Source organism: Sphingomonas chungangi, from assembly GCF_013778325.1.
Lineage (GTDB): Bacteria > Pseudomonadota > Alphaproteobacteria > Sphingomonadales > Sphingomonadaceae > Solisphingomonas > Solisphingomonas chungangi.
The window spans coordinates 371,662-396,068 of sequence record NZ_JACEIB010000006.1 but is presented as its reverse complement, the minus strand read 5'-3'; the positions used below and the strand labels follow the sequence as shown (position 1 = coordinate 396,068).

Here is a 24,407-nt window from a genome sequence, read left to right as displayed (position 1 = left end):
CCGATGAAATGCATAGTCAGGCACTCTGCAGCCACTGCCGGAACGAGAGCTGCGTGGTCGGTCGGATTTCGGCATCCATGCTCTTCGCCATGATGCCGAGCGCCCAGTCGCGATGCTCGGGGCGGTCGCTCGCAACCGCGTCCTTTGGTACCCACAGAGCATATTCGCGCATGTGGGCGTCAGCGGCCGTGAAAAGCACGCAGATGTCGGCAGCGACACCAGTTAGGACAAGCCGGTTCACGCCCAGCCGCGGCAGCAGCGCCGGCAGGTTGGTGGCATAGAATCCCGATACCTGCGGCTTGATGACGAAATAGTCCTGGTTACGGGGCTTCAAGCGTCGAGCGACATCCCGGCCTGCGGTCCCTTCAACATAGCCGAGGATTTGCGAGGAATCGGCGTGCCACTGGCCGAAATTGTCATTGACGAAAATGATGGGAGCTTTCGCGGCCTCAGCCTCTTCGCGCAATCTGGCGATCACCTCAACCGCGGCGTCGATCTCGACGAGAAGATCGTCACCTTCGTCAAAATCCATGTCGTTGATCATGTCGATGATCAGCAACGCGGTGCTATTCGAAGCCGGCAGTTTCTTCGGCATCGGTCCGGATGCTCCCCTTTCGCCACATCGTTCCGCTCAATCTGTGAACAACGCGCGCAACTCGTCCTTCGCTCGCTCGAGCTTCGTTCGCTCGGCCTTGGACAGATTGTCTCCGGCGCGATTGATGTAAAAAGTTAGCATTCCCATGGCCGATTGCAGCGGGGTGCCCTTGCGCCGCTTGCTGTGCTCGGCCGATCGCTTCAGCGACTTCGCGATCTCCGCCGGGTCATCGTTCTTGAAAATCCCCTCCTCCAGATCGAGCGCATCCGAATGCTCGGTGACGTCCTGCGACCATTTGTGCTGGACCATTGCCATCTCCTTTCGAGCGAGGGATCACCCATCAGCTACTTCGTTCTCATCGCGGACGTGTCGCTGTCCAACACGCATGGGCGGATGACCAGCTTGATCAGCGCTTTGGCGGATGGGCCGCCCGGAGGCGGCCCAGACGGTCAGGCAGTCTGCACCGCCGCTGCACGCCGGTTGATCCGATCGATGCTGAGGGCATTGAGCTTCTCGTCGGCCCCTTTCTCCTCGGCGAGCGTCTCGTCGAGGATCTGAGCGACGTCGTCCCGTCCGAGCAGCCTCGACCAAGCGATCAGCGTGCCGTAGCGCGCGATCTCATAATGCTCGACGGACTGGCCGGCGGCGACCAGCGCTGCGTCGAGCACTTCCTTGTCGGCGATCTCGCCGGCGACCTCGTTGGCTTCCTTGATGATGCCTTCGATCGCCGGGCAGGTCGTGCCCTTGATCTCCAGTCCGAGCTGGCCGAACACCCGCTCGAGACGCTCGATCTGACCCTCGGTCTCGCGCAGATGGCTTTCGAAGGCATTCTTCAGTTCAGGCGCCGTCGCCTTCTCGATCATTTTCGGCAGCGCCTTCGTGATCTGATGCTCGGCATAATAGATGTCCTGGAGCTGATGGACGTACAGGTCGTCGAACGTCTGAATGTCGCGGGTAAAGAGACCCATGGTCGCTTCTCCTGTCGGTCAGGTTGGAGACGGGCAACACGCCCGCGCGACGAACCGGCGACCCGTCGTCGGGTTGCGATCCCATCGACCGGAATCGACAGGCGACCGGTCGCGCGCGACGATTGCTCGATTATCCTAATCTATGCGAAGGCCTCGCACGGGTGCTGGATTAGGCGAAGACCCGCAGGACCGTGGACGGCATGCGATGGGGCGACCGGCAATTTGAGGAGGGATTAGTGCCCCGCCTGAGTGCACGAAAACGATCGTGCTCATCGCCGCTCTGTACTTAAAGACCGCGACTTTTGGAACTGGCGAGCAGATCGCATCGGCTTAGCTGTCCGGCTGCCAGCTATGCATACGGTAAATCCGTTCCCGGGTGGTCCGGCACTCGATCCTCTCGATGCTCCCCCCGGGCCAGGCGGCAATTGATGTGGCAAGAAAGAGATTACGCTTTGCATTCGGGGCAAGCCGGCCACGAGATCATCGTCGAGGGCAACGAGATCCCACATCTGTGCTGATCGTCCGGGGATAAGCGGCGCGCGTGCAAAAGTTCAAAAAAAAGGCCGCCGCCTTCAGCTCGCGGGCGATCTGATCGGTCACTGTGCGCGGCGTGCGGCCGATCTCTATGCCCCGTCTCGAGATCAACCCAGTATTTGAGAATGAATCAAAGAAGGAACCGTGGAGGTCTTGGAAGCTTGTGCGGTCGAAGACCCTAGCTAGATGAGATCCGTGATGGCCGAAGCCTCAGACGCTTTCTTGACCGACGTTCAGACGCTGCGCGAGCGTGCACGCAAATCGCTCGAGGACGGTGCGATCATGCCGACCTACAAGGGCGACCCTGAGAAAACGATCGAGTTGCTTCAGTCGGTAGTCGCAACCGAACTGGTCTGCGTGCTGCGCTATCGCATGCACGCCATCGCCGCCGAGGGCATCACGTCGGAAAGCGTGGCGGCCGAATTTGCCGAACATGCGGAATCCGAACACCAACATATGCTCATGGCGGCGGAGCGGATCGATCAGCTCGGAGGCGTTCCCAACCTCAATCCGGAAGGTCTCGCTTCGCGCGCCGCAACAGAATACGGAAACGGCGGAAATCTCGTCGAGTTGATCAAGCAGAACCTTGTCGCCGAGCGGATCGTCATCGAACATTATCAGGAGCTCATCCGCTATTTCGGCGATGACGATCCGACAACGCGTATCATGCTCGAACATATCCTCGCCGAAGAAGAGGATCATGCGTCTGACATGCACGACCTTCTCGTCGCGCATGAGGGAGAGCCCTTTCTCGGGAAATAGGGATTGGTTCGGTCGGACCAGTTTCGCCCGGCCGGATAAATCGCAGCGCCGGTCGCGTCAACGTCCATACAACTGCGGGTGCTCTTCTCGCCATAAGGGCTGTATCCTGCCCCTAAACTGAAATTAAACAGCAAGATGCCGGCGGCTTCGCGTTCTATAGTCAAAACGTACCGGAAACTAATCTGCAGCAAGAGTTACACTAATCCAAATCAACGGATATTGTTTGGCTCGAGCTCGTTGAATCCGATCCTGCCGCGAACCGTCTGCGCGGCCTTGCGGAGGGTCGCGTGCGGATAGCTATCATCGCTCATTTGAAGCACGCAATCAGCGAGCCCTTTGCTGGCGGCCTCGAAATGCATACCCACATGCTTGCCCGCTCGCTGCGCCGCAGGGGTCATGATGTGACGCTCTTCGCGTCCACCCGCTCCGATCCTGCCCTTGGCGTCGAGGCGATCTGCGACGAGACGTCGCTGCTGGGTGTTGGCACGGACGAGGCGAACGACATTGCGTTTTTTCGGGAGCATCACGCCTATCTGCGCCTGATGACCGATCTGCGTTCGCGCGGCTTCGACGTCATCCATAACAACTCGCTGCATTACCTTCCTGTGAGCATGGCCGACACGATCGCGACCCCGATGCTGACGACCCTGCACACGCCGCCCTTCTGCTGGCTGGAGAGCGGCGTTCGCTTGAGCAAGGCCAGGATTCGCTACGTGGCAGTTTCCGAAGCGACAGCCGCCTTGTGGCGCGAGGCGACTCGGGTCGACCGGGTCATTCCAAACGGCATCGATCTTACCCAATTCCCGGCGTCGCTCGAGTGTGCCGCCGAAGCGTATCTGGTCTGGTATGGTCGGATCGTCCCGGAAAAAGGATTGGACCTCGCGATCGCTGCTGCACGAGAAGCAGGCCTGCCGTTGCGTATCGCTGGTCCGATCTCGGATCCGGGCTATTTTGACCGCCTGATCCGACCGATGCTCGGGGCCGACGTGATCCATGTCGGTCATCTCGATCATGATGCCCTTGCGGCGCTGGTCGGCGGCGCGAAAGCGGCTTTGTGCACGCCGCGCTGGGAAGAACCCTATGGTCTTGTGGTCGCGGAGGCGCTCGCCTGCGGCACGCCCGTGGCGGCATTCCGACGTGGCGGCGTGCCGGCGATCCTTGATGAACGTTGCGGCGTGCTGGCGGAGCCGGACGATGTCTCCTCGCTCGCGGCTGCGGCGCTCCAAGCCGTCGACCTCAGGCGCGCCGCGTGTCGCGAGCGTGCCGAACGCGTCTGCGATGCAGAGGCGATGGTCGATGCCTACGAGCAGGTCTACGCCGAAATGACGGCTGAACCGCCGTTAATCCTTCCAGACGAGCCGTTGATCGATGATCGCATGACTGCGATCGCAAACGTCGCATGATGCTGTTTTGCGTGTGCGTGCCCGCGCGAAATGAAGCGGACCGCATCGGGACATTGATCGAAGCACTGGGTCGGCAATCGATCGGCCAACCCGTTCGCCTTGCGCTGAGCGTGAATAACAGCGCAGACGCGACGGTTGCGCGCGCATGGGATGCGGTGCATGCGACCCAGGGTCGCGTCCTGCTTTCTCTCGAAGAGATCAGCTTTGCGGAGGCGTACGCCCATGCCGGATCCGCGCGTCGCGCGGCGATGGCGCTCGGATGTGACGTGCTCGACGGCGACGACGGCTATCTCATCTCCACCGATGCGGATTGTCGGCCGCCCGAAGACTGGATCGCGGCCAATCTTGCGGTCGCGGGTCATGACCGGATCATCGGCGGCCGGATCGAGCTCGACGAAGAGGACGCAGAATGCGGGCCGGGGTTGCTTGCCCTGCGGCGGCGCTTTGACCTCTATTGGCACCATGTCCGTACCATTGAGGATCAGATTGATCCCAGCGAGTGGGACGTTGCGCCCCGCCACGGCGATCATACCGGCGCGAGCCTGATGCTCAGCATCGCCCTCTATCGCCGCGCCGGCGGTGTGCCGCCGATCCCGTGCGGCGAGGATCGCGCGCTCGTTGACGCTGCGGTCGCGGCCGGCGGCAGGCTCGTCCATCCGCAGAGTGTCTGGACGCGAACCTCGCCGCGCGCGGTCGGGCGGGCCGAAGGCGGAATGGCGGCCGACATGGCGCGCTGGGGCCAAGCTTGCGATAAGGCGACGGTGCCACTGGTGCCCGCCTTTCAGCATTGGCGCGATCGGGCGGAATGGCGGCGGACGCTGCGCCTGTCGGGAAAGGAAGATGTCGCGCTTGCGGAACGCGCGCTGCCCCCGATGCCCTGCGACATGCCCCTGCCCGAATGGAACCCGGCATGAGCCGTCCCATTGGATATTATGTCCACCATCATGGCGACGGCCACCGCCAACGGGCGCTGGCGATTGCCAGCGCCCTGCAGACCCCCGTCACCCTGCTCGGCACGGGCCTCGCTGGTCGCACCAAGCATGTCGCGGCAATCGACCTGCCTGACGACCGTATGAGTGGCGCGGGCTTCGATGGGCGGGATCATGGCGAACGGCCCTCGTCGCTGCATTATGTGCCAATCGATCATGAAGGCGTCCGCCAGCGTACCGCGCTGATCGCGAACTGGATCGCCAAGACCCGGCCCGGGTTGATGGTGGTCGACGTGTCGGTCGAGGTCGCGATGCTCGCCCGCCTGGCGTCGGTCCCGACGGTATATGTCCGGCTGAGCGGTCGCCGCTTCGACCGCCCGCATTTGGACGCCTTCCGCGGCGCCGCCGCATTGCTGGCGCCCTTTCATCCGGAGCTTGAAGTGGATCGCCTACCAAAAGCGATCCGCGGCAAGACCTTCTATGCGCCCATGATCGCCGATACGGCCACAGCCGTCCGGGTCGATGACGATGTCGTGCTGGGCGTGGTCGGACGCGGTGGCGGATCGTCGAGTGGCGAACTCTGGGCCGATGCCGCGAGTGCGACACCGGCCTTCCGGTGGCAGGTGATCGGGCCGGCCACGATACCGGCCGACATGCCGCCTAATCTGGAATTTCGCGGCTGGGTGGACGATGCCGAGACGATGATCGCGCGCGCCGCTGTCGTTGTGGGCGCGGGTGGAGACGGTCTGGTCTCGGCGGTGCTCGCCCATCGCAAGCCGTTCGTCTGCATACCCGAACAGCGGCCGTATGATGAACAGGCGGCGAAAGCAGAGCGCTTGAGCGCGCTCGGCGCAGCGATCGTGCCCGCGGTCTGGCCCGAACCAGGCCAATGGCCGGGACTGGTCGAACGCGCGCTGCGGATCGATCCGGCGATCGCACAGCGGCTGACCCGGGGCGGCGGCGCGGGGCGGGTCGCGCGTTGGCTCGAGATGCTTTCGGACGAAACCATCAGGACACGGAGCCGCTCCGCATGACGGGTCACCTAGCCCCCTCCCCGGTCGAGGCACAGCTCGACGATATCGTCGAAATATTGGCCGGGCTTGGCGCGCGCTACGACGCCGCACCACTGTTTCCGGTCGATAGTCTCGCTGTCCTGTCGGCGGTCGGCCTGCATCGCCGCTTCGCGCCCCCGGCTGCCGGGGGCGAGAATTTTCCAAACGAAGTCGCGCGCAATGATGCGCTCTTGAACGCGCTGCGCATCGTCGGCCGAGGCGATCTCAGTATCGGGCGTCTGTTCGAAGGTCATATCAACGCGCTTTGCCTGTTCGGCTGGTACGCAACCTCCGCGCAGCTAGATTGGCTGGGTGCCATGTTGGAGGCGGGGTCGTGGTTCGGCGTCTGGGCGACCGAGCCTCCACCCGGTGTTCGCCTCGAGGCTGACAGCACGACGCTCACCGGCTCCAAGATGTTCGCGAGCGGCGCGGGCGGACTTGACTATGCGCTCGCAACCGTAGCGTGGTCGGACGGCCCCCGCCGTCTTGCGATCGTGCCGGCCAAGGCTCCCGAAAGGACCAACCTGTCGGCTTGGCGCGTCCGCGGCATGCGAGCGAGCGCCAGCGGTCGTTATGATCTGACCGGATGCTCCGTTGCGCCCGCCATGTGGCTGGGGCAACCCGGCGATTATGACCGCGACCCCCGCTTCACGGCCGGCGCCTGGCGTTTCTGTGCAGCGCAGCTCGGCGGCGTCGAGGCGCTACTCGCCGAGACCGTCCGCGCGCTTGGCGAGAATGCGCGCCATGACCCCGTCCAGCGCGCGCGGCTCGCCGATGCCTATGTCGCGGCGCGGACTGCCGGATTCTGGGTCCGCGAAGCCGCACGGCGCGCCGCCGCCGACGAAGACGATGCGGTCAGCCTTGCCAGGCTCGCTCGAGGGGTGGTCGAGCGCGCCGGGCTCGATGTGATGGAGGCAAGCGCGCGCCTGCTCGGAACGCGCAGTGCCTTCGACGGCGAACGGGTCGACAAGATCAGCCGCGACCTTGCGCTCTATCTGCGGCAGGCCGGTCCCGATCATGCACGCGATTGCGCCGCGCAAGCCTTGCTCGCGCGAGACGTCTGGCGCTCGGACGACAGATTGTGGTGATGTCGCTACCGCTATCGTCGAGCCCATGGACCATGGCGCGATGGCTCGTCATCGCGCCCCATCCGGACGACGAGACGCTGGGCGCGGGCGCGTTGATCGCCGAGACCGCCCGCTCCGGCCGGCTCCACGGTATTGTCTATCTGACGGACGGTACGGGGTCGCATCCGCCCGGCACAGCCGGGCTTGCCCGGGCGCGCCAACGCGAGGCCGGGCACGCTTTGCATCGCCTGGGCGGTGATCGGTCCATGATCGACTGCCTTGGCTGGAAAGACGCCAACCCCCACCCTCGCGACGGCTTGGAATTCCGCCGTGCCGCCCAGCGGCTCGGTGCGTGGCTGCGCGACCGGCGGATCGACGCCATCGCGGTCAGCGACGTTCAGGAGCATCATTGCGACCATGTCGCAGCCTGGCATCTGGCGCAGGCCGCGATCCGCCACGCCCGACGCGGGGTCACGCTCTTTTCCTACCATGTCTGGGGAACAGCGCCCGGCGAAGCTTGTCGTCGCTACCATACCTGCCGGATGCCGCCGGCGCGCCGCCGTCAAGCCTTGCGGGCTCACAGGAGCCAGCTCTCCCCGCTCTTCGGGGATGGCTTCCGCCTCGACACCAGGACGCAGCGCATGCCGGCGGCTGATTGCCTGACCCTGCGGAGACGTTTGTCATGATGAGCCGGTCGAGCCTCGACGCAACCTATTTCGACGACATCTTCGCCGCCGACGACGACCCCTGGGATCTGGCGTCGAGCGACTACGAAGCCAAGAAATTTCAGGCGACGCATGATGCGATCGCTGATCGCCGCTACGCCCGTGCGTTGGAGATTGGCTGCGCGCACGGAGTGCTGACCGAGAAGCTCGTCGCTCTGTGCGATAGCCTCCTGGCGGTGGATATCTCGAGCAAGGCGCTCGCCAAGGCGCGGGAGCGGGTGGGTGATCGTCCCGGTCTCGATCTGGCTCAGATGGCTTTTCCGAAGGAAACGCCGCACGCCGCCGCCTTCGATCTCGTGATCCTGTCCGAGGTTGTCTATTATTGGGGCGTGGTCGATCTTGATCGTGCCAGCGAATGGCTGCGGGACGGGGTGGCGTCCGGCGGAAGGGTCATCCTCGTTCATTATACCGGGGAGACCGACTATCCGCATAGCGCGGACGAGGCTGTTGGATCGCTCTGGTCGGATCTGAAATCAGTCTTCGTCGCCGAAAGAACCGATCGCAATGACGGCTACCGGCTCGATCTGTGGCGCCGTCGCTGATGGGGCTCTCGGTCTGCACTCTCGTCCGCAACCGCGAGGGCCATCTTGGCCAGCTCGTCGAAGGGCTGCGCCGCAGCGCCCGTCAGCCCGACGAACTGATTGTCGTCGATATGAGCGATACGCCTGTTACGATCGATGACGCTCCTTTCCCGATCTGGATAGATCGGTTCGAAACCACCGGCCTTCCGCTGGCCGAGGCCCGTAACCGCGCCGCGCATATCGCACGCCAGACCCATCTCGTTTTCCTCGACGTCGATTGCATCCCGATGTCGGCTTGCCTTGATCGGCTCGATGACACGCTCGCCGCCGACGATGCGCTGCTGTGCGCCGATATCCGCTATCTTGGCCCCGAGGATGCGAGAGGCGACTGGCGGGAAGCGGATCTTCTCAAGACGGGAACACGGCATCCGGTCCGCGACTTCCCCATGTCCGGCACGCGGCGCGAGACCAATCCCGGCCTCTTCTGGTCGCTGGCGTTCGCGATCCGCGCGGGGACGTTCGAGGCGCTCGGCGGTTTCGACGAAGGCTTTCGCGGCTATGGAGCGGAGGATACCGATTTCGGCTTTCGAGCCAACGCGGCCGGGTTGCCGCTCGTATTCGTGGGCGGCGCGATTGCCTGCCACCAGCATCATGAAAGCTTCGACCCGCCGGTCCAGCACCTCGCGGACATCGTCGCGAATGCGAGCCTCTTCTATAAACGTTGGGGATGCTGGCCGATGGAGGGCTGGCTCACATCCTTTGCCGACATGGGTCTCGTTGACTGGACGGGGGATCGGCTCGGGCTACTCCGCATGCCTACCGTTGACGAGATCGCCGCATCTCGGCTCGCTCGTTCGGGCGACACTCAGCGAAACGTCCGAAAGGATCATGGTGCCCTGGCGATCGTTGGTAAGACATGAGGAGCATGGAGCTTTTCCTGCGCAACCGCACCATCGCCCAGCTGAGCGAGGACGAGCGCGCGATGCTGGAACGGGCGGTTACGGAGCGGCGTCGCCTGCCGGCACGATCGACGCTGCTCGAGCGCGGCGATGCGCTTCGCCAGAGTACCATGCTCATCAACGGGTTCATGATCCGGTATATCGATGACCTGGAGGGCCGGCGGCAGGTCGTCGCATTCCATGTGCCCGGCGATTTTGTCGACCTTCACGGCTACCCGCTCGAGGTGCTCGACCACTCGATCGCAACATTAACCGAGGTGGAGATCGCCAACGTTCCGCATAGCGCGCTAAAGCAACTTACCGACAGGGATGCGGAATTTGCCCGCAAGCTCTGGGCATCGACGCTACTCGATGCCGCCATGCACCGCGAGTGGCTCTTTCGCCTTGGCCGCCTGGATGCCGGCGGACGTGTCGCCCACTTCCTGGCCGAGACCAACGTCCGATTGGGGGCCATCGGGCGAAGCGACGGATCGGGTTTCGATCTCCCGATCACCCAGACCGACCTGTCCGAGATCACCGGGCTGACCAGCATTCACGTCAACCGCGTGCTGCGCATGATGCGCGAGGAACGCATCTGCACATTCAGATCCTCGCGAGTCGAGATCGCGGATCTCGAACGGCTCGAACGGATCGCCCAGTTCGATCCGACCTATCTGTATGTCAAAGCGGGTGTGCCCGGGTCACAGGCCGCGACAATGGAGACCAGCCATGGATGAAGCGCGTACGCCCGCCCCCTTCGAAAAAGGCGGCCAGGCGGTCGCCGAGCAAGGTATTGTGCTGCTCGACGGACCGGACGGGATAGCGATCTCGATGACGGCCGATGCGGCCGAAGAGACGGGCAGCAGCCTTCTCGAAGCCGCACGCACCGCTCGCGCGCAGAGCACGGCCCGTGGTTGAGGGCTCCGCGGGGGGCATGATCGCCGCCTGGGCGAGGCTCTGGACGATACCAGTCGCGTGTGCGGACGCGGGTGTGCGAATGGTCGAAACAATGACGTTTGCGCCGCTTGTCGTTCAGGGGCGGCTACCGGCCATCCAAGATGCGATCAGCGATCCATGGTCGGCCGACCATGCCGAACTCCGGAGGATGGTCGGCGAAAAGATGGTAGCCTGGAGCAAGGCGGCCGTCTCCCTTCAGCGCGATGCGATGACGCTCGCCTTTCGACCGCTGTCCAGGAATCCAACACAAATGTGGTCGGATTGGACGTCAATGATCGAAATCGCCTGCCGGATGCCCGGCCGGTCGCACCGGCCGATCCACCGCGCCGTCGTCGCCAATCACCGCCGCCTGAGCTCAAAACGAACGCAACAGACGCCATGACGCGGGTTGCGATCGCCTCCCTGGTCGACCTTGGACTGTACTATCGATCGATCGGCTTCTGATCCTCTTTCGGGCCCTCGTCATTGCCCTCGACCGGGACGCTTCCCTCATCCTCCCCGCTTCGATCTTTGGATGGTTTCGGTGTATCGCTTGGCCTATCGTGCGTTCGGTCGACGATCATTCCTGTCCTGCGTTCGGATCGACCCCGTCATGACGCGCGAGCTTTTCGGTCTTATGGCGATCGTCGGGCGCGACCTTGTCGGCCTCCGTAGTCTCGCTCGACCGCTTGTCCTGCTCCGAAGGGTCGGCTCCTTCTGTGTCGCGATCACCGGTCATAACAGATCCTTTCCACTCGCTTTGTCGGGATAGTCCTCGGGCTTCACTTGGCTGACGGTGGGCCTGTCTTCGACCTTTTCGGGCTTCTGGCCCGGCCTCGCGCGCGGATCGGCACCATCCGGATTGGGTCGAGCATCGCCGGCAGGCCCGTGTTGGGGCCTGCCTTTTTGCGTCTCGTCGATGCCGGGCCTGGTTTCTTCAGGCATGAGGCATCTCGGCGAATTCGAGGAAGGCGGCAGCATCGAGATCGGTCCTAAGCTCACGATCCCAGAGGCGAAGCTGACCGCATGTTTCGAGGAATCCGGTCACGGATTTCGCCGAGCCAAGTTCGATCAGCCCTTCGTCCATGTCGTCTTCCGCAATGCCGGCCTTGTCGATCAGCGGCAGAGCGTCCGGCACATAGCCGATGAACTTCGCATGCCCGAACGCGTCGGCGACGAAGTCCTTCGCTGTTTTGTCCTTTGCGAGCAGCGCCGCGCCGTCAGGCGAGAGCACAAGCGCGACCGCGTCATACAGGATTGAGGGACCTCCATCGATCTTCTGCTTGCCTTCGACCTTGGTGCCATCGTCGAGCGTCGCGCCGGCGATCTTCGGGGTGATGATTTCATACACGGCATCGATCGCCTTGAGCCCATCGACCAGCGCCTTGACGATCGCCGCCTCCGCGCCGTCGGTGACGAGGATACCGAGCTTGCGGCCGCTGAAGCTCTGCGGACCGTTGCGCACGATGCTCAGCGCCGCAGATGGCGGCAGGTCAGTGCGTGTTTCGAACAGGGTCTCGGCGGGCTCTGGCAAGGTCTCGATGCCGAGGCCGGCCGCCACTGTCTTGGCCAGCCCTGCATCGATGTTGAGCAGATGTCCGACCATCTTCTCGCGGATGTCGATCCGCTCACACTTCGACAGCTCGAAGACCAGGGCGTCGCCGATATGCTTTTGCTCGATAGGCTCCTGGCTCACGAAAAACTGGCGGGCCTGGCTATAATGATCGGCGAAGCTCTCGGAGCGGACCTGCGCCTTGCGCCCATTTTCCTCGGCGCCGAAATGGCGATAGCCGGTCGCCGGATTCTCGCGGGGACCACCCCAACTGTTCGGCTCGTAATTAACGCGGCCCTTCGGATTGCGCATCGCCATATGGCCATCCTGCTGGAAATTATGGACGGGGCACCCGCGCGGCTGGTTAATCGGGATATGGGTGAAATTGGGCGATCCCAGGCGCTTCAGCTGGGTGTCGAGATAGGAAAAGTTGCGGCCCTGGAGCAGCGGATCATTGGTGAAGCCGATACCCGGGACGACATTTTGCGTGCAGAAGGCGACTTGCTCGGTCTCCGCGAAGAAGTTGTCGACCAGGCCATCCAGGACGAAGCTCCCGATGATCTTCACCGGTACCTGTTCCTCCGGGATGATCTTGGTGGCATCGAGAATGTCGAATTCGAAACTGTTGGCGAAGTCGTCGTCGAACAACTGGACGCCCAGATCCCATTCGGGCGGGCTGCCGAGGTCGATCGCGTCCCAGAGGTCGCGACGATGGAAATCCGGGTCTGCGCCGTTGATCTTGACCGCCTCATTCCAGGCAACCGACTGCAGGCCGAGCTTGGGCTTGAAGTGGAACTTGACGTAAGTCGATTTGCCTTCGGCGTTGATCAACCGGAAGCTGTGAACGCCGAACCCTTCCATGAAACGGAACGAACGCGGGATGGTGCGATCAGACATGATCCACATGATCATGTGCATCGATTCCGGTGTCAGGCTGATGAAATCCCAGAAATTGTCGTGCGCGGTCTGCGCTTGCGGGAAGCCGCGATCGGGCTCCTGCTTGGCGGCATGGATGAGATCGGGGAATTTGATGGCATCCTGAATGAAGAAGACCGGGATGTTGTTGCCGACAATGTCCCAATTGCCTTCCTTGGTGTAGAATTTGGCGGCGAAGCCGCGCACGTCACGGGCTAGGTCAGACGAGCCCCTGTTACCGGCAACCGTCGAGAAGCGGACGAACATCGGCGTCTCCTCGCCGACCTCTGTCAAAACCTTGGCGGTGGTATAATCGGCGAGGCTCTCGTTCAGCACGAACCGCCCGTGGACGCCGTAGCCGCGCGCATGCACGACTCGCTCCGGAATACGCTCATGATCGAAATGGAAAATTTTCTCGCGGAAATGGAAGTCCTCGAGCAAGGTTGGTCCGCGCGGGCCGACCTTGAGGCTATTCTGATCGTCAGCGACTGGAACACCCTGCTGCGTAGTCAGCGTATCGACATCCTTGCCAACGACCTGATGGAGCTCACCGCCCTCACCGATCTCCGTTTCGAATACCTGGGCTTGGGATGACGCGCCCTTGTCCTTGCCGATGGTGCTCATGATTCCGCTCCCTGACGATGCAAACCGTCCAAGCGATCGGATCCAGCCCCGGGTTGCGCCCTGATTCAGCGAATTAACTTGAAGCAGTACGATTTCCGTCAAAGCGGGCGAACGAACGGTCGGGCCGTTACGTTCGATCATTGCGTGGCCGTATCGACGCCGTTCACGGTGGATGTGAGAGAGCCGGCGCGATGCACAATGTTCTCACCTATTGGCGGCTCGTTGATGACGAATGGCCTGTCGTTTAGCATCCACAGACATTCGGGCGGCCCGCATAGGAGGGCAGCGCTAATATCGGTTAACGTTGACGTGCGCGGCGAGAGTTAGGCTTGGGCCAGACAATCATGAGTAATCCTCGCATGCTTTCTGCCCGCCCCCCTCAGCGCGCTGCCCTCATCGTCAACGTGCACTCGCGCAAGGGGCGCAAGGAGCTCGCGGCGGCACGCCGATTGCTGCGCGAATGCGGTGTTCAATTGACCATCGTTCGAGGCATCGATCGGCCAAAGGCGCTGGGCGAGGCGGTCGGCGCCGCGATCAGGAGCGGTGTGCCGATGGTCATCGTCGGCGGCGGTGACGGCACGCTACTGGCCTGCGTAGACCGCTTCGTGGGTACGAAGACCGTGCTCGGCGTCTTGCCACTGGGGACGGCGAACAGCTTCGCGCGGGCTTTGCGATTGCCGCTCGATCTTGAAGGAGCGGTCGCTGTCATTGCCGCGGGTAATGCCCGCTGCGTCGACTTGGGCGAGATCGACGGCAAAATCTATGCCGGCTGTGCATCGATGGGGCTTGCGCCCCAAATTGCTGAAAGCGTGCCGCGCGGCCTCAAGGCGTGGGCCGGCAGGCCTGGCTACATGATTTGGGCGGCCGGTCAGCTCGCGCGTTTTAAGCCGTTTCGCATTTGCGTTACCGTCGGTGGGCAGCGCCACGATATGAACGGTGTCGAGGTTCGGATCGCCAACGGTCCCTTCCACGGCGGAGTCGAGCTGGTCGACTCCGCGACCCTCGACAGCGGTCAGATCGTCGTTCAGGTGATCACTGGCGAACGTCGGCGCGATTTGCTCCTCAATTGGGCTGCGCATCTTGTTGGATCGAACGCGCGCTGGCGGCAAGTTCGCCAGTTCGAAGCTGCGACGCTGACGCTTTCGACGCACCCCGCTCTACCGATCTCGATCGACGGCGAAGTCCTCGCCAAGACACCTGTCGCGATCCGCGCGCGGCCGCGGGCGCTCATGGTGGCGGCGCCGGTCTCCGATGATCGCGGACGCTAAAGGCGATATTTGGCAGGCGGTTGGACAAGTTCGAACCATCGGTGCCTTGCCACCGGTGTCCTGCTGCATCGAACGGCTTGGGTAGGACCGGCACCAAGTCTTGCGTGTCGAGCCAGATATCCCGCCGCCATAGCAGCGAAGGCCGAGCGCGTCGCTCCGGAGGCTTTCCATTGCCCGATCGAGGTCGATAGCATGGACGGTTCGGCCCCGCGCCGACCGCGCCGCTTCGCCTGCCAGGAACGAGGTCCAGAAAGTGGCGCCAAGGAGGAACGTGAAAAAAACGAAAGGTCTGGGTTTAATTTTTTCGGGAGGAGAGAAAGCGGTGACCATTGCCGACGAAGCGAGCGGTTCGGTCAATCGTCCCCGATCACAGCACTCCTTCGATCAGCCCGAGCGCAAACGCCTCGAGGCCTCGACACACCAATTTTCGGGCGCGCGCCGCAGCACATCCTCGAGCGAGACTGGAAGACCCTCGTAGGAGGTTTTCGAAACCCTCGTCCTGAATGGTGATCGACGCCTCGATTTCATGGGCGTTGCCTCGATCGTCGCACAGCAGGTGGTGAGCGGCCCAGTGAGCTGGATCGTCTTCGCCAGCAGGCGTTGGTGTATCAGTGCGTCGAGTGACCAGATCCAGACCACATGTCAGAAAGCAGATCATGACGGGCGAAGAGAAGGGACATGGCAGCGAGACCGCTAAGAAGGCCAATACCAAGGCGGCCAGGGATGGTAGAAGCTCCCGCGCGAGAGTTCGGCACCAAACTCCAGCAGCAGGCTTTGATGCCTCAAGGCGCCTTAAAAACTAGGGCTACTCAAACCGATGCTCGGCGCCAGTCCCACATGTCGCCCGCAAAGCGCTCCTCGTGTTCCGAGCTCGCTTTGACGAAGCTCGGATAGTGTCATCTCCGGTTCAGACGCTCGGCCGCAAAGTCACCGATCAAGCGCGGAAAGGAACGTTATGTCTCCAATCGACGAGATGCTTGAGCGCATCAACGCGAACAATCTCAGGCGCATCCAAGAATCGTGCGAGACCGACGGCGATCACGAGCTTGCCGATCTGATCCGGGCCAAGCTCGCGTCGGGCACACCTTCCGAATTCGAAGACGCACGGACTCTCCGCTCGTAGGGGATGGCATCAAGCTGTTCCAGCAAAGCCCGCATCCTTGGATCCAGCGATCGTCGCGGATCCGACCGCCGTTCCGTTCGATCTCTGCCCGAATGCTTTATCTTGGCCCGATAGGGCATCTCGTTCACCTCTCAGTCAGATGAACGCGTGTCCCCGGCAGCGGTTCAATTCACGCGATCTATGCTTCGATGACAATGATCCTAGCCATATCGAAGGATCAGCGCCCCCAGCGGCGGAAGCGTCACGCACGCCGAGCCGCGCCGATCAGGTCCGGTCGACGGCTCCGCCTGAATGAAGCCGGCATTGCCGACGTTCGAGCCGCCGAAGATCGACGCGTCGCTGTTCAGGATTTCCGTCCATCGTCCCGGACGGGGCATCAAGACCCGGTAATCGATCTGTGGTTGCGTGCCCATGTTGAGCAGCACGACGAGATCGGGAGCACCGCTTCGATCGCGGCGCGCATAGCCGAAGACCATGTTGACGCTGTCGTCGCCCACGATCCATTCAAAACCGCTTGGCTCGCAGTCGCTCCGATGCAAAGCAGGCTCGGCGATATAGACCCGGTTCAACGCGCGGACGAGGCGCTGGATTCCACCGTGGTCTGGATCGTCGAGTAAGCCCCAAGCGACCTGGTCGTCGTGGTTCCATTCGGCCGGCTGCCCGATCTCGCAGCCCATGAACAGCAGCTTCTTGCCCGGATGCGTCCACATAAAGCTTAGATAGGCGCGCAACGTTGCCCGCTTCTGCCAGGCGTCGCCAGGCATCTTGCCGATCAGCGAGCCCTTGCCGTGGACCACCTCGTCATGGCTGATCGGCAAAACGAAGTGCTCCGAGAAGGCGTAGACCAGCCCGAAGGTCATCTCGTTATGGTGCCAGCTGCGATAAAGTGGATCGCGCTCGACATAATGTAGGGTGTCGTGCATCCACCCCATGTTCCATTTGTAGCTGAAGCCGAGGCCGCCCTCCGCGACAGGCGCGGAGACGCCGGGCCAGGCGGTCGATTCCTCGGCGATGGTGATCGCGCTGGGGCAACGCTCGCCGACAAGCTCGTTGAGGCGCTGGAGGAACGCCACCGACTCCAGGTTCTCGCGCCCGCCATGGACGTTGGGCACCCATTCGCCGGCGTTGCGGCTATAGTCGCGATAGAGCATCGAGGCGACCGCATCGACACGCAGGCCGTCGATATGAAAGGCTTCCAGCCACCACAAAGCGGAGGCCAGCAGGGTGCCTGCCACCTCGCGACGGCCGAGATTGTAGATCAGCGTGTTCCAGTCTTGATGGAAGCCCTCGCGCGGATCGGCATGCTCATAGAGGTGCGTGCCATCGAAATGCGCGAGCCCGTGCGCATCGGTCGGGAAGTGGGCCGGCACCCAGTCCAGGATCACGCCGATGCCGTGGCGGTGACACTCGTCGACGAAGCGCGCAAACGCCTCCGGCGCGCCGAAACGCGCCGAGGGAGCGAATTGCGAGAGCGGCTGATAGCCCCACGACCCTCCGAACGGATGTTCCATGATCGGCAAGAGCTCGACATGGGTGAAGCCCATCTGCGCGACATAGGGGATCAGGCGCTTCGTCAGCCCCGCCCAGTCGAGTGTGTCGCCGGCTTCGTCGCGCATCCAGGAGCCGGCATGCACCTCGTAGATGGAGATCGGCGCATCGGGCGCCTGGCGCTGCGCGCGGCCCTTCATCCAGTCCGCGTCGCTCCAGTCATAGGCGGCGGGCGCGGCTACGATAGATGCAGTCCCGGGCGGAAGTTCGGTCGCGCGGGCGAGCGGATCGGCCTTTTGGACGATGCTGCCGTCAGCGCCCAGCACCTCGAACTTGTAGAGCTCGCCGACGCTGATGCCGGGCACGAACAGCTCCCACATGCCCGCGCCTTCCCGCCGTCGCATCGGCAGCCGACGCCCGTCCCAGCCCGAAAAGGCGCCGACCACCGAGACGCGTCGCGCATTGGGTGCCCACACGGAAAAGCACACGCCGTCAATGCCATCACAGGTTGCCAGGTGCGCGCCAAAAACGCGAGGAAGATCCCAATGCCTCCCCTCGCTGAACAGATAGAGGTCGAGGTCGCTGAGCTGCACGCCAAAGCGATAGGGATCATCGGCGATCTGGACGAAGCCGCTCGGCCAGCGGACGCGCAGGCGATAGGGCGAACCGGTCGCGAGCGGGCCGACGAACAGCCCGTCTCCGATTGGAGTCATCGGTGCCAAGATGTCGCCGCCCCCCGGTGCGACGAGCTCTACCGCTTCGGCACCCGGCAGTACGCAGCGTACCTCGCCGTCGTGCGGGCCGAGCCAGGCGAATGGATCATCCGAACGCCCCTCGGCGATCGACCGCGCGAAATCATCGAGATCGGTCATCAGGCCTCCTCCCCCATGCCCAGCAGGCGGGTGGCGGCCCGAATCAATCCGGAGACCGGCACGTTCAGCCAGTCCGGTCGGTTGGCGGCTTCATAGGCGACCTCGTAGGCGGCCTTGTCGATGAGGAACAGGTCGAGCAGCGGACCATCCATCGCCTCCCTCCCGGCCGCATAAGCATCGAGGAAGGCTGCCGCGGCGGCATCGCGGAAACGGGCGTAGCGCTCGGTCGTGCGCATGCCCTCGGAGTCGGCTGCTGCCGGGCGCGCCGCCTCGGCGACGGCGGCCGCGTAGTCGAACGAGCGCAGGATGCCGGCGACGTCGCGGATGGCGAGGTCCTTGGCGCGGCGCTCGTCCATCGATCTGGCCGGCTCGCCTTCGAAATCGATGAACACCACATCATTGCCGGTCACCAGCAGCTGCCCGAGGTGGAGATCGCCGTGGATGCGGGTGCTCACCCGACCGATCGCGGCATGCGCCACCTCGCGCAGCCGCGCCGCCAGCGCGTCGCGATGCTCCAGCAGGACCGACGCCTTATCGATCAATTGCGCATCCTCGCGCGCCTGGATCAGCGCCGCGGCACGATCGACGCCGTCGGTCACGCGCCGGGCCAGCGCGTCGGCATAGCCCGCGTCCACCGCCTCGGGCGCGAACGCCTCGTCATCGGTCGAGCGAGCGAGAACGGCATGCATCTCGGCAAGACGCGCGCCGAGCTTTGCGGCAAAATTCTCATAGTTCGAGAACGTGAACTTCTCGGAGGTCGCGAGCCGCTCGAGCACGCCGAGTGTCCACTGCCAGCCGTCGCCCTGATTGTAGACGAAGCGCTGAACCAACATCACGACGCTGGAGACGCCCTCCTCCCATTGGGTGACCTCGCCCAAGATCGGGGGCACGTTGGCGAAGCCGTGATCGGTTAAATAGCGGACCATCTCAACGTCGGGATGCACGCCAGGCTGGATCTTGCGGAGCAGCTTAAGCACCGCCTGCTGCTCCAGCAGCACACTGGAATTGGATTGCTCGGCAGAGAGCCACTCGGGCGTCGCGCCGGGCTGCACGTCGAGGTCGGCATGAGCGGCGAAGCGGAGCTCGCCGTTGCCGAACGGCAGAATGCTGTTCTCCTGCAGCGCGGTCAGGATCGCGCAGGGGAAGCTCGCCAGCGCAAAGCCGTCGGTCAACAGGCCGACGGTACGGCCGCGCCGAACCCGTGCAAGCGCCAGATTGGAGGCGAACGGCCCTTGCTCGGCGCCCTCCCACGCAATGCCGAATGGCAGGTTGTAGAGCGCCGTCTCGCGATCGGTGGCGACCTCGATTTGGGTGAGCCAGAGATCTGCGGCGTTGGGCAGTGGCGCCGCGCGGATGATGCGCGCGCCGCCAAATGCGGCATCCTTGCTCCCGAACCAGCGCCGCGCTGGTATATATTCTGGCAGCAGTTGCTGTTCGAGCACCCCGCGGTGATGCGCGTCGCCAAGACTTTCGAGGCCGCCCTGAAGCACGAAGGTGTGACGCTCCACCTCCATTTCGGGTGCGCCCGAGGACCAATCGGGCGGCGCCTGCTCGGACGAAAGATTGAACCACAAGAAGCCGTAGGGCGGCAGCGTCAACAGATAGGGAAGCTGGCCGATCGCCGGAAAGGCGCTGCCGCCCGACAGTTCGATTGGGGTTCGGCCCTCAAACTCGTGAAGATCGAGCTCGACCGCCTGCGCGGTGCGCGACAGGTTAGCCACGCATAGCACCGTCTCGGCCTCAAACTCGCGCAGATAGGCGATGATCTTGCGATTGGCCGGTCGCAGGAAGCGTTGCCCACCCCGCCCGAACGCCTGATATTGGCGGCGCACCGCCAGCATACGTTTGATCGTGTTCAGTAGCGAATGACGATCGCGTTGCTGTGCCTCGACGTTGACGGCCTGGAAGCCGTAGAGCGGGTCCATGATCGGCGGCAATGTCAGCGCGGCGGGGTCGGCCTTCGAGAAGCCGCCGTTGCGGTCGGGCGACCATTGCATCGGCGTCCGCACGCCGTCGCGGTCGCCGAGAAAGATATTGTCGCCCATGCCGATCTCGTCGCCATAGTAAAGCACCGGCGTGCCCGGCATCGTGAGAAGCAGCGCCTTCATCAGTTCGATGCGGCGACGGTCATGCTCCATCAAGGGCGAGAGGCGGCGGCGGATACCGAGATTGATGCGCGCGCGCCGGTCCGACGCATAGGTGTCCCACAAATAGTCGCGCTCGGCGTCGGTGACCATTTCGAGCGTCAGCTCGTCATGGTTGCGCAGGAAAATCGCCCACTGGCAGTCGGCCGGGATCTCGGGCGTCTGGCGCATGATGTCGGTGATGGGGAAGCGATCCTCCTGCGCGACCGCCATGTACATGCGGGGCATCAGCGGGAAGTGGAAAGCCATGTGGCATTCGTCGCCCCGGCCCTCGGCATCGATCTCGCCGAAATATTGCTGCGTGTCCTCCGGCCACATATTCGCCTCGGCGAGCAGCATCTTTCTCGGCCAATATGTATTGAGATGCGTGCGGATCTTCTTGAGCACGGCGTGCGTCTCGGGGAGGTTCTCGTTCGAGGTGCCGTCGCGTTCGACCAGATAGGGGATGGCGTCGAGCCGCAGCCCGTCGACGCCCGCCTCGCACCAGAAGTCCATGATCGACAGGACCTCGGCAAGCACCGCGGGGTTGTCGAAATTGAGGTCGGGCTGGTGCGAATAGAAACGGTGCCAGAAATAGGCCTGCGCTTCCTCATCCCACGTCCAGTTCGATTTCTCGGTGTCGAGGAAGATGATGCGCGTGCCGGAATAGAGCTGGTCGTTGTCCGACCACACATAGAATTCCCGTTCGGGGCTGCCGGGCGGCGCGCGCCGGGCGGCCTGGAACCAGGGGTGCTGATCCGACGTGTGGTTGATGACGAGCTCCGTGATGACGCGCATCCCGCGGTCGTGCGCCGCGGCGATGAAGGCGCGCACCTCGTCCATCGAGCCATAGTCGGCGCTGATCTCGCGATATTCGGCAATGTCATATCCGTCGTCGCGGCGCGGGCTCGGGTAGAACGGCAGGAGCCAGATCGCGGTGACGCCGAGATCGGCGATATAGTCCAGCTTCTCCAGCAGGCCGGCGAAATCTCCGATGCCATCGTTGTTGGCATCGAAGAAGGACTTGATGTGGAGCTGGTAGATGACCGTGTCCTTGTACCAGAGCGGATCCTGCTCGAAGAAGCTGTCGTCGGTCATGAAGCGCTCCAGATACGCCAGATTCGATAGGGTTCCTGCGGATCCAATCGAATCCACTGGTCCTTGCCGCGCCAGTCGAAGCGATGGCCCTGCGCGCAATCCTCGACCGAGACGCTGCCATTGTCGGGAAGTCCGAACTCCCACAGCGGCACCTCGAAATGGGCTTCCTGCGGATGGTGCGGATCGAGATTGACCATCACCAGGATCATCTCGCTGCCGTCCGGCGACCGTTTGCCGTAATAGAGGATGGTGTCGTTGCGCGCGACGTAGAAGCGCGTGTTCAGGTGAGTCTGCAGAGCCTTGTGGGTGCGCCGCAAATTGTTGAGCAGGCGGATGTCGGCGATGATGTTGCCGGGCGCCTGCCAGTCGCGCGGGCGGATCTCGTACTTCTCGGAATCGAGATACTCCTCCTTGCCCGGCACCGGGGCGGATTCGCACAGTTCGAAGCCCGAATAGACGCCGAACAGGCCAGACAGCGTTGCCGCCAACACGGCGCGGATGCGGAAGCCCGGCCGGCCCGACGCCTGGAGATAAAGCGGATTGATGTCGGGCGTGTTGACGAAGAAATGCGGACGATAGAAGTCGCGCGGCGCGGTCGTCGTCAGTTCGGTGATATAGTCGGTCAGTTCCTGCTTGTCGTTGCGCCACGTAAAATAGGTATAGCTCTGCGAGAAGCCGATCTTGGCGAGCCGGTACATCATGTTCGGCCGGGTGAACGCCTCGGCCAGGAAGATGGCGTCGGGATGCCTCGCCCGCACGTCGCCAATCATCCACTCCCAGAACGGCAAGGGCTTGGTGTGGGGATTGTCGACCCGAAAGACCTTCACGCCGTGTGAAATCCACAGAAGAACGATATCGCGCAGCGCGATCCAGAGCGCGGGCACGGCATCCGGTCCGTAGAAATCGACATTGACGATATCCTGATACTTTTTCGGCGGATTCTCGGCATATTTCATCGATCCGTCCGGCCGCCAGGCGAACCAGCCGGGATGCTCGGCGAGCCAGGGATGGTCGGGCGAGCATTGGATGGCGAAATCGAGCGCGATCTCCAGCCCGTGATCGGCCGCTGCCGCCACGAGACGGTCGAAATCGTCCATGGTACCGAGCGCGGGATGCACCGCATCGTGGCCGCCCTCGGCGCTGCCGATCGCATAGGGGCTGCCGACATCGTTGGGGCCGGGGGTCAGCGTGTTGTTCGGTCCCTTGCGGTTGGATTGGCCGATCGGGTGTATGGGCGGGAAATATAGGGTGTCGAACCCCATCGCTCGGATCGCCGGAAGGCGTCCGATCACGTCGGCGAACGTGCCGTGGCGAACTTTGTCTTCGGTGATCGAGCGCGGGAACAGTTCATACCAGCTGGAGAAGCGTGCCTCGATCCGCTCGGCATCGATCCAGCCCGGTTCGCTGCGGATGCGGTGCAGGCGCTCGTCAGCGGCGTCTATCAGCTCGGCGATGTCGGTGGCCAGCAACAGAGACGCGCGGGCGTCGTCGTCCGGCGCTGTGTCGTATCGTGCCAGCCAGGCCGTGATCACCTCCGCCGTCGCCCGGTCGGCGCGCGCCATCGCCTGCTCCACCAGCAGGCGCCCTTCTGCATAGTCGATGGTTTCGGCGACCCCGGCGTCGCGCTTCTTGCCAAAATCGCGGCGGTAGCCGCCATAGCGATCGAGCCAGCCCTCGACCGCGAACTCGTACCGCCCAAGCCGGTCGAGCGGCAGTGTCGCGCGCCATGTGTCATTGGGGAGTTGCGTCATGCGGGCAACCCGCCAGTCGTCCTCGTCGAGCGCGCGCCACTGCAGCTCGGCGGCGAGCTGTTCGTGCCCATCACCGTAGAGCAATGCCTCGATGATCACGTCATCGCCGACGACGCGCTTGGCGGGGAAGCCGCCCTCGACGCTCGGGGATATGCCTTCGAGGACGAGGCGCGGCGTCGCGGCGGCGTCAGCCGGCTGCCCATGATGTTCCGCGCCGATGGCGACGACCGCCTTGCGGCGCAGCCGGTGGATACGGAAGGCACCGGGGTCGAGCGGGTGAGCAACCCCGGACGGTTCGCCGTCGGTGATCTCGAAGGGCAAGCCCGCCGAGCGCAGCGCGAGATCGGGATCGGCCGCGGCCGACTGCCCCGTCCGGTTGACGAGGATCAACAGCGCAGCGTCCGCCAGGCGGAGATCCGGAGATCCGGTGCGCACGATCGCGGCCACCGGAGCGGCCGGCGCCGAGAGCGTCCGCCGGTCGCCCTGCGCGCCGGAAAGCGGATCGAGCAGGCTTCGGATCGTGGTGATCGTCTGACCGTCCGGGTCGCCCACAACGACACCATCGGCCAGTGCGATCCGCTCCGGCGTGATCGCTTCGCCCGCCACGTTGAGGTAAAGCGGCGCGATCGTTCTCAATCGTTCATCGGCGGCGAGCAAATCCTCGGCCGATACGCCCATCGGCAGCAGAAACGCGTCGGCCCTGTCGCGCACGGCCAATATCTGCGCGTCGTCGAGGCCCTCGGCCTCGACGAGGAGCGACAGACCGGCTGCCCGAACGGCCCCGGCCAGATCGGTCAGGAAAGACACGCCCAGCATGTCCGCCGCGCAGAGGATGATCCCGCCGACACGCCGCGCGGCAAAGCCGGCGAGAAGTTGCTGAATCGAGGCGGAAGCGAGATTCCAGCTGTTTGGCCCATCCGTCCTCACTCGAGCCCGACCGGCGTCTACCGAAAGTCGCCGCGGATCGACGACGCCCTGTTCCGGGACATCCAGCCGGACTGCAAAACATGACGGATTCTCGCGGACGAGATCGGTGTCGAGCGGGAACTCCGTGGCATCCCAGCGGATGAACATCGGACCTGCGTCGCGCCGGTCGGGATCGGACGCATCGACGTTGTCAGATGCCGTTCCGCTCAGCAGTAATGTGGGGATCGGGGCCAAGG

At 63.6% G+C, this 24,407-nt stretch carries 21 protein-coding genes; 12 read left to right on the top strand and 9 right to left on the bottom strand.

The window, feature by feature from the left end; translation table 11 throughout:
• Positions 1 to 16: 16 nt before the first annotated feature.
• The 3 genes from HZF05_RS10190 to HZF05_RS10180 form a co-directional block, all read right to left on the bottom strand.
• Positions 17 to 595 carry a cysteine hydrolase family protein gene (locus HZF05_RS10190; RefSeq protein WP_160365946.1) on the bottom strand — a complete coding sequence of 193 codons (579 nt, stop codon included), beginning with the start codon at positions 593 to 595 and terminating at the stop codon, positions 17 to 19.
• A gap of 36 nt (positions 596 to 631) precedes the next feature.
• Positions 632 to 904 (bottom strand): DUF3175 domain-containing protein, encoded by a 273-nt coding sequence (locus HZF05_RS10185; protein WP_220129790.1) that lies wholly within the window; start codon positions 902 to 904, stop codon positions 632 to 634.
• A gap of 140 nt (positions 905 to 1,044) precedes the next feature.
• A complete protein-coding gene (locus tag HZF05_RS10180) occupies positions 1,045 to 1,563 on the bottom strand; it encodes a YciE/YciF ferroxidase family protein (protein WP_160365944.1) in 519 nt (172 codons plus the stop codon).
• 732 nt (positions 1,564 to 2,295) lie between these two features.
• Between HZF05_RS10180 and HZF05_RS10175 the strand changes: the two genes are divergently transcribed.
• From HZF05_RS10175 to HZF05_RS10125, 11 genes are all read left to right on the top strand, one after another.
• Positions 2,296 to 2,859 (top strand): ferritin-like domain-containing protein, encoded by a 564-nt coding sequence (locus tag HZF05_RS10175; protein WP_160366162.1) that lies wholly within the window; start codon positions 2,296 to 2,298, stop codon positions 2,857 to 2,859.
• 287 nt (positions 2,860 to 3,146) lie between these two features.
• Positions 3,147 to 4,262 (top strand): glycosyltransferase, encoded by a 1,116-nt coding sequence (locus tag HZF05_RS10170; protein ID WP_160365943.1) that lies wholly within the window; start codon positions 3,147 to 3,149, stop codon positions 4,260 to 4,262.
• On the top strand, positions 4,259 to 5,176 hold the full coding sequence (locus tag HZF05_RS10165; protein WP_160365942.1) for a glycosyltransferase family A protein: 918 nt from the start codon (positions 4,259 to 4,261) through the stop codon (positions 5,174 to 5,176). The genes HZF05_RS10170 and HZF05_RS10165 overlap by 4 nt, the downstream gene beginning before the upstream one ends.
• Positions 5,173 to 6,225, top strand: coding sequence for a glycosyltransferase (locus HZF05_RS10160; RefSeq protein ID WP_160365941.1), 1,053 nt, complete (start codon positions 5,173 to 5,175; stop codon positions 6,223 to 6,225). Before HZF05_RS10165 ends, HZF05_RS10160 begins: the two co-directional genes overlap by 4 nt.
• Positions 6,222 to 7,331 (top strand): acyl-CoA dehydrogenase family protein, encoded by a 1,110-nt coding sequence (locus HZF05_RS10155; protein ID WP_160365940.1) that lies wholly within the window; start codon positions 6,222 to 6,224, stop codon positions 7,329 to 7,331. Before HZF05_RS10160 ends, HZF05_RS10155 begins: the two co-directional genes overlap by 4 nt.
• Before the next feature lie 32 nt (positions 7,332 to 7,363).
• Positions 7,364 to 7,996, top strand: coding sequence for a PIG-L deacetylase family protein (locus tag HZF05_RS10150; protein ID WP_246331860.1), 633 nt, complete (start codon positions 7,364 to 7,366; stop codon positions 7,994 to 7,996).
• Positions 7,993 to 8,577: a class I SAM-dependent DNA methyltransferase gene (locus HZF05_RS10145; RefSeq protein WP_246331858.1), complete on the top strand. Its 585-nt coding sequence runs from the start codon at positions 7,993 to 7,995 to the stop codon at positions 8,575 to 8,577. The genes HZF05_RS10150 and HZF05_RS10145 overlap by 4 nt, the downstream gene beginning before the upstream one ends.
• Positions 8,562 to 9,476, top strand: a complete 915-nt coding sequence (locus HZF05_RS10140; protein WP_160365938.1) for a glycosyltransferase — start codon at positions 8,562 to 8,564, stop codon at positions 9,474 to 9,476. Before HZF05_RS10145 ends, HZF05_RS10140 begins: the two co-directional genes overlap by 16 nt.
• 5 nt (positions 9,477 to 9,481) lie before the next feature.
• Positions 9,482 to 10,231 carry a Crp/Fnr family transcriptional regulator gene (locus HZF05_RS10135; protein ID WP_246331856.1) on the top strand — a complete coding sequence of 250 codons (750 nt, stop codon included), beginning with the start codon at positions 9,482 to 9,484 and terminating at the stop codon, positions 10,229 to 10,231.
• The gene (locus tag HZF05_RS10130) at positions 10,224 to 10,412 is read left to right on the top strand and encodes a hypothetical protein (RefSeq protein ID WP_160365937.1); all 189 of its coding nucleotides are present in this window, start codon (positions 10,224 to 10,226) and stop codon (positions 10,410 to 10,412) included. The genes HZF05_RS10135 and HZF05_RS10130 overlap by 8 nt, the downstream gene beginning before the upstream one ends.
• A 16-nt stretch (positions 10,413 to 10,428) precedes the next feature.
• A complete protein-coding gene (locus tag HZF05_RS10125) occupies positions 10,429 to 10,833 on the top strand; it encodes a hypothetical protein (RefSeq protein ID WP_181638838.1) in 405 nt (134 codons plus the stop codon).
• Between the two features lie 177 nt (positions 10,834 to 11,010).
• Here HZF05_RS10125 and HZF05_RS10120 read toward each other — a convergent pair whose 3' ends face one another.
• From HZF05_RS10120 to HZF05_RS10110, 3 genes are read right to left on the bottom strand one after another with little or no spacing between them, the layout of a single operon-like run.
• A complete protein-coding gene (locus HZF05_RS10120) occupies positions 11,011 to 11,169 on the bottom strand; it encodes a hypothetical protein (RefSeq protein ID WP_160365935.1) in 159 nt (52 codons plus the stop codon).
• On the bottom strand, positions 11,166 to 11,375 hold the full coding sequence (locus tag HZF05_RS10115) for a hypothetical protein (protein WP_181638837.1): 210 nt from the start codon (positions 11,373 to 11,375) through the stop codon (positions 11,166 to 11,168). The genes HZF05_RS10120 and HZF05_RS10115 overlap by 4 nt, the downstream gene beginning before the upstream one ends.
• Positions 11,368 to 13,521 (bottom strand): catalase, encoded by a 2,154-nt coding sequence (locus HZF05_RS10110; protein ID WP_160365934.1) that lies wholly within the window; start codon positions 13,519 to 13,521, stop codon positions 11,368 to 11,370. Before HZF05_RS10110 ends, HZF05_RS10115 begins: the two co-directional genes overlap by 8 nt.
• Positions 13,522 to 13,880: 359 nt before the next feature.
• Between HZF05_RS10110 and HZF05_RS10105 the strand changes: the two genes are divergently transcribed.
• Entirely contained in the window at positions 13,881 to 14,789 is a 909-nt protein-coding gene (locus tag HZF05_RS10105; protein WP_160365933.1) for a diacylglycerol/lipid kinase family protein, read from the top strand.
• A 1,323-nt stretch (positions 14,790 to 16,112) separates the two neighbouring features.
• Here the strand turns inward: HZF05_RS10105 and glgB are convergent.
• From glgB to HZF05_RS10090, 3 genes are read right to left on the bottom strand one after another with little or no spacing between them, the layout of a single operon-like run.
• The gene (gene glgB, locus HZF05_RS10100) at positions 16,113 to 18,272 is read right to left on the bottom strand and encodes a 1,4-alpha-glucan branching protein GlgB (protein ID WP_160365932.1); all 2,160 of its coding nucleotides are present in this window, start codon (positions 18,270 to 18,272) and stop codon (positions 16,113 to 16,115) included.
• On the bottom strand, positions 18,272 to 21,493 hold the full coding sequence (gene treS, locus HZF05_RS10095; RefSeq protein ID WP_160365931.1) for a maltose alpha-D-glucosyltransferase: 3,222 nt from the start codon (positions 21,491 to 21,493) through the stop codon (positions 18,272 to 18,274). Before treS ends, glgB begins: the two co-directional genes overlap by 1 nt.
• Positions 21,490 to 24,405 carry an alpha-1,4-glucan--maltose-1-phosphate maltosyltransferase gene (locus tag HZF05_RS10090; RefSeq protein WP_220129789.1) on the bottom strand — a complete coding sequence of 972 codons (2,916 nt, stop codon included), beginning with the start codon at positions 24,403 to 24,405 and terminating at the stop codon, positions 21,490 to 21,492. Before HZF05_RS10090 ends, treS begins: the two co-directional genes overlap by 4 nt.
• Positions 24,406 to 24,407: the final 2 nt, after the last annotated feature.

Bases quoted from the DNA above. Each gene is read 5' to 3' on its own strand.
- HZF05_RS10145 (WP_246331858.1), top strand. From the start codon at position 7,993: ATGATGAGCCGGTCGAGCCTCGACGCAACCTATTTCGACGACATCTTC.
- HZF05_RS10120 (WP_160365935.1), bottom strand. From the start codon at position 11,169: ATGACCGGTGATCGCGACACAGAAGGAGCCGACCCTTCGGAGCAGGAC.
- HZF05_RS10190 (WP_160365946.1), bottom strand. From the start codon at position 595: ATGCCGAAGAAACTGCCGGCTTCGAATAGCACCGCGTTGCTGATCATC.
- HZF05_RS10125 (WP_181638838.1), top strand. From the start codon at position 10,429: ATGATCGCCGCCTGGGCGAGGCTCTGGACGATACCAGTCGCGTGTGCG.
- HZF05_RS10185 (WP_220129790.1), bottom strand. From the start codon at position 904: ATGGTCCAGCACAAATGGTCGCAGGACGTCACCGAGCATTCGGATGCG.
- HZF05_RS10130 (WP_160365937.1), top strand. From the start codon at position 10,224: ATGGATGAAGCGCGTACGCCCGCCCCCTTCGAAAAAGGCGGCCAGGCG.
- HZF05_RS10135 (WP_246331856.1), top strand. From the start codon at position 9,482: ATGGAGCTTTTCCTGCGCAACCGCACCATCGCCCAGCTGAGCGAGGAC.
- HZF05_RS10175 (WP_160366162.1), top strand. From the start codon at position 2,296: ATGGCCGAAGCCTCAGACGCTTTCTTGACCGACGTTCAGACGCTGCGC.
- HZF05_RS10115 (WP_181638837.1), bottom strand. From the start codon at position 11,375: ATGCCTGAAGAAACCAGGCCCGGCATCGACGAGACGCAAAAAGGCAGG.
- treS (WP_160365931.1), bottom strand. From the start codon at position 21,493: ATGACCGACGACAGCTTCTTCGAGCAGGATCCGCTCTGGTACAAGGAC.
- HZF05_RS10110 (WP_160365934.1), bottom strand. From the start codon at position 13,521: ATGAGCACCATCGGCAAGGACAAGGGCGCGTCATCCCAAGCCCAGGTA.
- HZF05_RS10180 (WP_160365944.1), bottom strand. From the start codon at position 1,563: ATGGGTCTCTTTACCCGCGACATTCAGACGTTCGACGACCTGTACGTC.
- HZF05_RS10160 (WP_160365941.1), top strand. From the start codon at position 5,173: ATGAGCCGTCCCATTGGATATTATGTCCACCATCATGGCGACGGCCAC.
- HZF05_RS10165 (WP_160365942.1), top strand. From the start codon at position 4,259: ATGATGCTGTTTTGCGTGTGCGTGCCCGCGCGAAATGAAGCGGACCGC.
- HZF05_RS10155 (WP_160365940.1), top strand. From the start codon at position 6,222: ATGACGGGTCACCTAGCCCCCTCCCCGGTCGAGGCACAGCTCGACGAT.
- HZF05_RS10150 (WP_246331860.1), top strand. From the start codon at position 7,364: ATGGCGCGATGGCTCGTCATCGCGCCCCATCCGGACGACGAGACGCTG.
- HZF05_RS10105 (WP_160365933.1), top strand. From the start codon at position 13,881: ATGCTTTCTGCCCGCCCCCCTCAGCGCGCTGCCCTCATCGTCAACGTG.
- glgB (WP_160365932.1), bottom strand. From the start codon at position 18,272: ATGACCGATCTCGATGATTTCGCGCGGTCGATCGCCGAGGGGCGTTCG.